General features: G+C 42.0%; 7 protein-coding genes, 4 tRNA genes and 1 rRNA gene. All 12 read left to right on the forward strand.

All coding sequences use genetic code 11. From position 1 onward, the window contains the following. Window positions 1–82, forward strand: a 5S ribosomal RNA gene (rrf, locus tag ACFSJY_RS19345); the annotation flags it as partial. Between the two features lie 148 nt (window positions 83–230). Continuing rightward, the gene (locus ACFSJY_RS13490) at window positions 231–1,454 is read left to right on the forward strand and encodes an outer membrane beta-barrel protein (protein WP_386035183.1); all 1,224 of its coding nucleotides are present in this window, start codon (window positions 231–233) and stop codon (window positions 1,452–1,454) included. Then, window positions 1,454–1,990, forward strand: a complete 537-nt coding sequence (locus ACFSJY_RS13495) for a polysaccharide biosynthesis/export family protein (protein WP_386035185.1) — start codon at window positions 1,454–1,456, stop codon at window positions 1,988–1,990. Before ACFSJY_RS13490 ends, ACFSJY_RS13495 begins: the two co-directional genes overlap by 1 nt. Next, window positions 1,987–4,152, forward strand: coding sequence for a GumC family protein (locus tag ACFSJY_RS13500; protein WP_386035187.1), 2,166 nt, complete (start codon window positions 1,987–1,989; stop codon window positions 4,150–4,152). Before ACFSJY_RS13495 ends, ACFSJY_RS13500 begins: the two co-directional genes overlap by 4 nt. Before the next feature lie 73 nt (window positions 4,153–4,225). Continuing rightward, window positions 4,226–5,227 (forward strand): UDP-N-acetylmuramate dehydrogenase, encoded by a 1,002-nt coding sequence (murB, locus tag ACFSJY_RS13505; RefSeq protein ID WP_386035189.1) that lies wholly within the window; start codon window positions 4,226–4,228, stop codon window positions 5,225–5,227. Between the two features lie 5 nt (window positions 5,228–5,232). Then, window positions 5,233–6,210: a bifunctional biotin--[acetyl-CoA-carboxylase] ligase/biotin operon repressor BirA gene (birA, locus tag ACFSJY_RS13510; RefSeq protein ID WP_386035191.1), complete on the forward strand. Its 978-nt coding sequence runs from the start codon at window positions 5,233–5,235 to the stop codon at window positions 6,208–6,210. After that, window positions 6,207–6,929, forward strand: a complete 723-nt coding sequence (locus tag ACFSJY_RS13515) for a type III pantothenate kinase (protein WP_386035193.1) — start codon at window positions 6,207–6,209, stop codon at window positions 6,927–6,929. The genes birA and ACFSJY_RS13515 overlap by 4 nt, the downstream gene beginning before the upstream one ends. Window positions 6,930–7,056: 127 nt before the next feature. Continuing rightward, a tRNA-Thr gene (locus ACFSJY_RS13520) sits at window positions 7,057–7,132 on the forward strand. 29 nt (window positions 7,133–7,161) lie between these two features. Continuing rightward, window positions 7,162–7,246, forward strand: a tRNA-Tyr gene (locus tag ACFSJY_RS13525). 26 nt (window positions 7,247–7,272) lie between these two features. Beyond that, a tRNA-Gly gene (locus tag ACFSJY_RS13530) sits at window positions 7,273–7,347 on the forward strand. Window positions 7,348–7,363: 16 nt separating this feature from the next. Next, window positions 7,364–7,439 (forward strand) — tRNA-Thr (locus ACFSJY_RS13535). Between the two features lie 65 nt (window positions 7,440–7,504). Continuing rightward, window positions 7,505–7,631 (forward strand): GTP-binding protein (locus ACFSJY_RS13540; RefSeq protein ID WP_386035195.1); only part of this gene is annotated, 127 nt, incomplete at its 3' end.

Here is a 7,631-nt window from a genome sequence, read left to right on the forward strand (position 1 = left end):
CCCATGCCGAACTCAGAAGTGAAATGTAACTGCGCCGATGGTAGTGTGGGAGGTCCCATGTGAGAGTAGGTCATTGCTAGGCACTTATTACGAAGAGCCCGCTCATTGAGCGGGCTTTTTTACGTCTGGCCTTCAGGAAAATGTACGAAGTTAACTCACGCTAATTCGAATAGACTTCTTTATTTTTGTCATAAACTTAACGCATAATGGAAAACAAAAAGTGGTTTGTTATGCGATTTAAATATCTTCCCCTTATCCTTCCCGCGCTTACATTACCTGTAGCCGCACAAGAAACTGCCCAAGCTATTCAGCAAGAAATTGAGTTGATTCGAAATTACTCGAATTTTGATCTTAAGTTCTTCGAAGGCAATATGTTTATTGCTGAAGTTGATACCAGTGTTGAACACATTGATAACTTCGAATTTTCGCCAGATGATAAAGAATCTACAATCGCTTATTCGTTGAACCCAAAAGCGTTTGTTCAAGTGCATCAGGACAACCACTTATTTCAAAGTTTTATCGATATTAAGCGAAATCAGTTTGCCGATTTCTCTGATGATGACCATAACGAGTACCACGTATTAGGAAAGTATTTTTATCGATTAGGTGGTGAGCATAGATTACTTGCTTCTTTCACCTTTGACGAAAGTTATGAATATCGAGGCTCTGGCTTGTCTAAAGGTTTAGCTGATGTTGTCGATACAGGTAATACGATTCAAGAAACATTAGTTAATGTTGGGTATCAACGTGGTCGTCCAGGTGGTGTAAGCCATATCAACTTATTACTTGGCGCTAATAAACTCGAATATCAAACAAATGCCGAAATCACGGATAGATTTAATTTTGATACTGTGTTTGCCATTGGTGATTTTGATTACTTATATACCGGTAAAACGTACTTTACCTCTACATTCACTTATTACGATTTTACTTACGATAATGCTTCCGATCTTGAAAGAACTGAGCTTGGTTTTATGGTCGGTGCGAAATGGGAAGCATCTTTAGCAAGTAAATTCGAAGCGCTAGTTGGTTATCAAGAGATAGAGTTAACTGAATCTAAATTGAAATTGGACCAAACTAAATGGCGTTTTATTTATACATGGGAGCCATCTGAACAAATCCGATTATCAATCAGTAGTAAAAGACAGACTGAAAATAATTCAGAAGTCGCGTCGGATTTCGCCATTGCTGACTTACATCTACTATTATTTAATTATGAGTTTACAGAATTTACGGCATTTGACTTTATAACGAAGATTGAAACGACAGACGTGCAATTTAATGGTACGTCTCGAGAAGAGGAAGAGTTAGCTATTACGACACGTTTTAGTTATTGGTGGCATCCGCGTGTTACTTTTAATGTAAGTTATGGCTACGAAGAAAATGACAGTGATTTTGAAGCATTTTCATACGAGCAAAATAGATTTAGTGTAGGGGCAACTTTTAGATTCTGATGAGTTACCGTAGAAAAATTGTACAATTTTTGATTGCCAGTTTATTTTTGGTGTATAATTCCGCATTCGCCTCGGTCGAAGCTTATCTATTGGGGCCAGGAGACAGAATATTAATTACTGTCTATGACGAACCTGATTTACGAACTGAAGTTAAGATTGATAAATCTGGCTTGGTGTCATTTCCATTCTTAAGTGATATCCAAGTGGTCGGATTAAGAACGGCGGATGTAGAGAAAATTATCACGGATGGTTTGAGAGGTGATTATTTAGTTAATCCCCAAGTGTCCGTCTCTATTGTTGTCTACAGGCCTTTTTTCATTCATGGTGAAGTAAAGAAACCAGGCAGCTACCCTTATCAGGACGATTTAACATTAGACAAAGCGATAGCTTTGGCAGGTGGATTGTCTCCCAGAGCATCAAAGTCTAAATGGAATATAACTAGAGTCGTCGACGGTAAGACCGTTGTAGTTAAAGCCAATATCACCAGCTATGTAATGCCTGATGATATAATTGAGATTGAGCAGAGTTTCTTTTGAACAACTTAGAAAGTAACAACGCAGCTAACATTAATTTTGCTGAAGAAGATGTGACCCTGAAGGAGCTGTTAAGCCCTTTGTGGAATCGTCGTTGGCAGATTATTGCGTGCACGTTAATTGTGACGACTGCTGTTGCTTTCTATATGAGTTTACTAAAACCAATTTACCAAAGTAGCGCCATTCTCCAAATAGGCAGCAATGTTGGCTCTACTCGTCTTTCTATCAATGATGCTTTTAATGATACGGTAGCTACCGAAGAGCTTATTCAAACGCAATTCGAAATATTGCGGTCACGCAAATTTGCCGAACGGGTTGTTTCGCAATTGAACCTTGTAGAGCATCCAGAATTTAGAGTTGGCAAGTATAATGACAAAGTTGCCTTTTTTGCAGATAAACCCGATCTACCACCATCTACGTTCGCCGGGGTAGTGGGTAAATTTAGAGCGCGCTTAAGTATTTCCCCTATTAGTTCGACTGAGCTCGTCCGTATTACTTTCAAATCATACTACCCTGAGCTTGCCGCTAAAGTTGCTAACCAGGTTGGTCAAACCTATTTGCAGTACCAAGATGAAGTGCATAGCTCTACAAAGGAAAACACCTCAGAATGGTTAGTAGACCAACTTGAAGAGTTAGGTAAAAAACTAGAGTCGTCAGAATTAGCCTTGCAGAACTTTCGAGAATCTGAGGGATTGGTTGATATTAATGGTATTTCCAGTATCGCTGGGGATCAAATCAACGCCTTAACATCGGAAGCAATTCGTGCTGAAAAAGAGCGAGATGATTTGAAAGTCACTTATAATTTTATTCAGCAATATAAAGGTGACATTCAGAGACTTACCGACCTAAAAGAGATTGATAGCTACTATCCCTATGCACAGTTAAAAGTAGCGAAAGAAAATTTGGAACGTGAGATATCTGAGTTATCTCGTCGCTATGGTCCTAAGCATCCGAAGCGTATGGCGGCCCAAGCAAAACTTGATACCATGCAGGAAAGCGTGAATAAACAGGTGACTGATCGCGTCGCATCTCTTGAAAAGGAATATCGTACAGCTATCGAAAAAGTTTCTGCTACACAGGAGCGCCTGGCCATAGCAAAAACAGATTTTGTTCGTTTAAGCCGTCTCAAGAATAAATTCTCACAATTGAGTCGCGAAGTAGAAACAAACAAAGAGCTTTATAATAACTATCTTGTGAAGCTCAAAGAAACGGATGCGATGGGCAATTACACCGCTACGTTCTATGTACGTTTCTTAGACAAAGCAATCGTCCCGAAAGGGCCTTTTTCTCCGCGCAAAACGCTATCTGTAGTCGCGGCATTCATTTTGTCTTTTATTGCGATATCGATGTACATCATTATGCGCGAATTATTAGTGGATACGCTTAATTCTCGTCGTAAGTTAGAAAACTTCCATGAGGCACCGGTTCTAGCTGTTCTTCCTAAGTTTAAAGCGAAACCAACCAATAAAGATGAAGATAAGTACTTTGCAGATGGCCGATTTATTGAGTCGGTACGTACGCTAAGAACTGCCTTGTTATTTAACAATGACAAGAAGCCTCCTAAAGTTATTGCTGTCACTTCTTCTGTTCCGAATGAAGGTAAGTCAACAGTCGCCCTGCATTTGGCTCGTTCTTTTAGCGAAATGGAAAAAGTGTTACTGATTGAAGGCGACATGCGTAATCCGACGGTAGCGAAGAACTTGAGTTTGGATCCATTCCGTCCTGGTTTGTCTAATTTGCTGGCTAAGACCCACCAAATAAACGAATGTATTGTTCGCGACAAAAACGTCAAACTTGATATTCTTACGTCAGGCATCTCACCTGCAAACCCACAAGCTTTCTTGTCAATGAAACGGTTTGATATGCTGATCAAAGTGTTTGGTAATTTTTATGACCGCATTATCATTGAAACACCACCGGTTAATGCGGTAAGTGATGCCGTTATTATTTCACGTTTAGTTGAGAGCGTTCTGTACGTTGTGCATGGTACGAAAACAAAACGTGAGCAAATTACCTCTGGTATTCGCATGCTCCGTCAGGCCAAAGCGCCAATTGATGGCATTGTGATTAACAAAAGTGAGAGCATTGATACATCTCGCTACCAAAACAAGTACTACAACGACAAAGCAAATATCATCAAGTTACCTGTGCGAAAACAAGCATAGCGCGTTCACTCTGTTTCCCTTCTGCTTGGCATTCAGTAGAATAGCCCCATACTTCCTATAAAAGCTTTTTGTTTTGTCACAGTTTTCCACCCTTGAACTCAACTCCTTCGCTATCGAAGCCAAAGCCGACGATATTATTACGCTTAACTCCGTAGAGGAATTACACGCGTTAGACACTTTACCTGAGCATTTTTATATTCTAGGAGAGGGCAGCAATACCCTGTTTGTGGATAGCGAGGCGCCCACCCTGATTAGGCCGCTGCTTAAAGGGATAAAAGTGAGTGTGCATGATGACTGTTATGTCCTTGATGTAGGCGCAGGGGAGAATTGGCACAGTCTTGTGAAGTACACAGTTGAACAGGGAATGGCGGGATTGGAAAATTTAGCGCTTATCCCAGGCAGCGTTGGAGCTGCACCCGTTCAAAACATTGGCGCCTATGGCGTCGAGTTAAGTCAATATTGCTTATCGGTTGAGTGGTTTGATTTCGTTGAGAAAAAGGTCAAAGTACTACCTAATAAGGACTGCAAATTTGCATACCGCAATAGCGTCTTTAAGAACGAGCTGAAAAATAAGGGCGTTATTACGGGTGTAACGCTGTCTTTACCTAAGGCATGGCAACCCTGTTTAAAATACAGGGGGTTAGATCATTTATCTTCAGGCGCAAGCGCTAGAGAAGTCATGGAACAGGTTATTGAAGTTCGTAACAGTAAGCTACCTAACCCCAAGACGTTACCTAACGCGGGTAGCTTTTTTAAAAACCCTATCATAAGCTCTGAGGTTTATCGTGAGTTACAGGTAAACTTTCCTGATATCGTCAGCTACCCGCAAAGTGATGGTAAGGTTAAACTCGCTGCGGGTTGGTTAATTGAACACGCAGGTCTAAAGGGATATAAACAAGGCGGTGTTGGTGTTCATGATAAACAAGCCTTAGTGTTAGTTAACTTTGATAGTCAACGCGGTGCAGATATCGCAGAACTTGCAAGACTCGTGATTAAAACGGTACAGCAAAAATTTAATGTCACTCTTGAGCCGGAAGTCAGGCTCATCGGTGCCCATGGTGAAACGACCCTGTAGTCAATATGTCTAAACCCATTCGTGAAAAATTGATACAAGCTTTGGCCAGCGGAAAATTTGTTTCTGGTCAGGATATTGCTGATGATCTTGGTGTATCTCGTGCGGCCATTTCAAAACAAGTTACTGCTTTATCAAAAATGGGGCTCGATATCTTCAAGGTACGTGGCAAAGGCTACCAGCTTGCTCAGCCACTTGAGTTACTCGATCGCGAAATCATCCATCAAACGCTCAGTGCGTTAGGTCAGAGCAATCAAGTGGAAGTGCATACGGTTATTGACTCGACCAATGACTACTTGATCAGAAAGCTGCCAAGTTATATTGAGACTGGCCAAGCGGTTGTTGCTGAATATCAAAGTGCAGGTCGGGGTCGGCGAGGCAGGCAATGGCAGTCGCCTTTTGGTTCGCACTTGTATCTTTCCTATTATCATAAATTGGAAAAAGGTATGGCGGCAGCTATGGGACTGAGTCTTCTAACTGCTGTGGTCATAGCTGAGACTATCGAACAGTTATTCGGTGTCACCGCACAACTTAAATGGCCAAATGATATATATATCGAAGGAAAAAAAATCGCTGGGATTTTGATTGATTTAGAAGGGCAAGCTATTGGTGATTGTCATAGCGTTATTGGAATTGGCCTTAATATTCAAATGCCAGCGCAAACAGCAACAACTATAGATCAACCTTGGACAGATTTGACGCAACACGTATCGACGCCTATCAAACGGAATAAGCTCATTGCATCGTTGATTGCTTGTTTGTCTTTGCGCCTTGCACAATTCGAGCAGACAGGCCTGAAAGCGCTTTTACCATTTTGGCATAAACACGATTTATTTTTAGACCAGCCTATTCAACTGATTACTGGTGATAAGTCTCAGTTGGGGGTTTGCCGAGGAGTCGACGAACAGGGGGCGCTATTGTTTGAAAAAGACGGTGTGGTCAAAACGGTATACGGTGGGGAAGTTAGCCTGAGGCCAGCAACATGAATTTGCTGATAGATGTGGGCAACACGCGTGCAAAGTATTGCTTGTTTGAACAACAAACCTTGTCTGAAATAGAGACAATAGCATCAGACGCTATTAACCCCGCATGGCTGAAACGTCGATTCGCTCATGTGCAATCAGTTGTGATGGCGAACGTTGGAAATAAAGCGCTTAATGAGCTGGTGAATGAATGGTGTGATAGCTGCAACATCCCGTTTACGTTGGCGTTATCTGAAGCTGAGCGGTTTGGTGTTATTAGTGGTTATGACAACCCCAGACAACTTGGTGTTGACCGATGGTTAACGTTGTTAGCTTGCTACCAATTGTTTCCTCAGCAAGCCTGTTTAATTGTCGATGTAGGTACAGCCACGACTGTTGATTACCTTGATAAGTCAGGAGTGCATCATGGCGGTTGGATATTACCGGGCATTGATATGATGTTAGATGCGGTGACAGCTAAGGCAGTTGATGTCCATGGTCAGAGAAGCAGTATTCAGGCATTGTCTTTGGGTACGAATACAAACGACAATATCAATGCAGCTGCAATGGCCGCTACTGTCGGACTTGTCGAACAAGCAGAGAGCACAATAGAAAAGAAAGGGCATCAGGTTGAGCAGGTGATCCTTACTGGTGGTAACGGGAGTATTGTTTCTCAGTTGCTAGACCGTGAACACGCTTTGATACCACAACTTGTGTTTTACGGCTTGTCGCGTTATTGCTAGTAAAAACGACAAGTTGGCAGTCATTGCGTTTAAAAAAACATCAAACAGATTATTTTGTGTAGAATTTTAAACTTTGCTATTGCAAGCCTCTGCACATTGCAATAGAATGCGCTCCACTTAATGTAGTGCCGACTTAGCTCAGTTGGTAGAGCAACTGACTTGTAATCAGTAGGTCGCCAGTTCGACTCCGGCAGTCGGCACCATTAATTCTCTCTAAGAGAATAAGAATACTGGAGGGGTTCCCGAGTGGCCAAAGGGATCAGACTGTAAATCTGACGGCTCCGCCTTCGGTGGTTCGAATCCACCTCCCTCCACCATTTTTTATAAATAGCCTGATAATTTCGCGGGTGTCGTATAATGGCTATTACCTCAGCCTTCCAAGCTGATGATGCGGGTTCGATTCCCGCCACCCGCTCCAATCTTAGTGCATTAGTGCTGATATAGCTCAGTTGGTAGAGCGCACCCTTGGTAAGGGTGAGGTCGGCAGTTCAAATCTGCCTATCAGCACCAGTCTAAAGACCTATCTCGCTATCTTTTAAATTATTATTAACACCCTTGCCTCGAGGTATTTGAAAGTGGCTAAAGAAAAATTTGAACGTTCGAAACCGCACGTTAACGTTGGTACTATCGGTCACGTTGACCACGGTAAAACTACTTTAACAGCTGCTATCTCAGCAGTATTAACTAAGCACTACGGTGGTG

Source organism: Thalassotalea euphylliae (assembly GCF_042682785.1).
GTDB lineage: Bacteria > Pseudomonadota > Gammaproteobacteria > Enterobacterales > Alteromonadaceae > Thalassotalea_F > Thalassotalea_F euphylliae.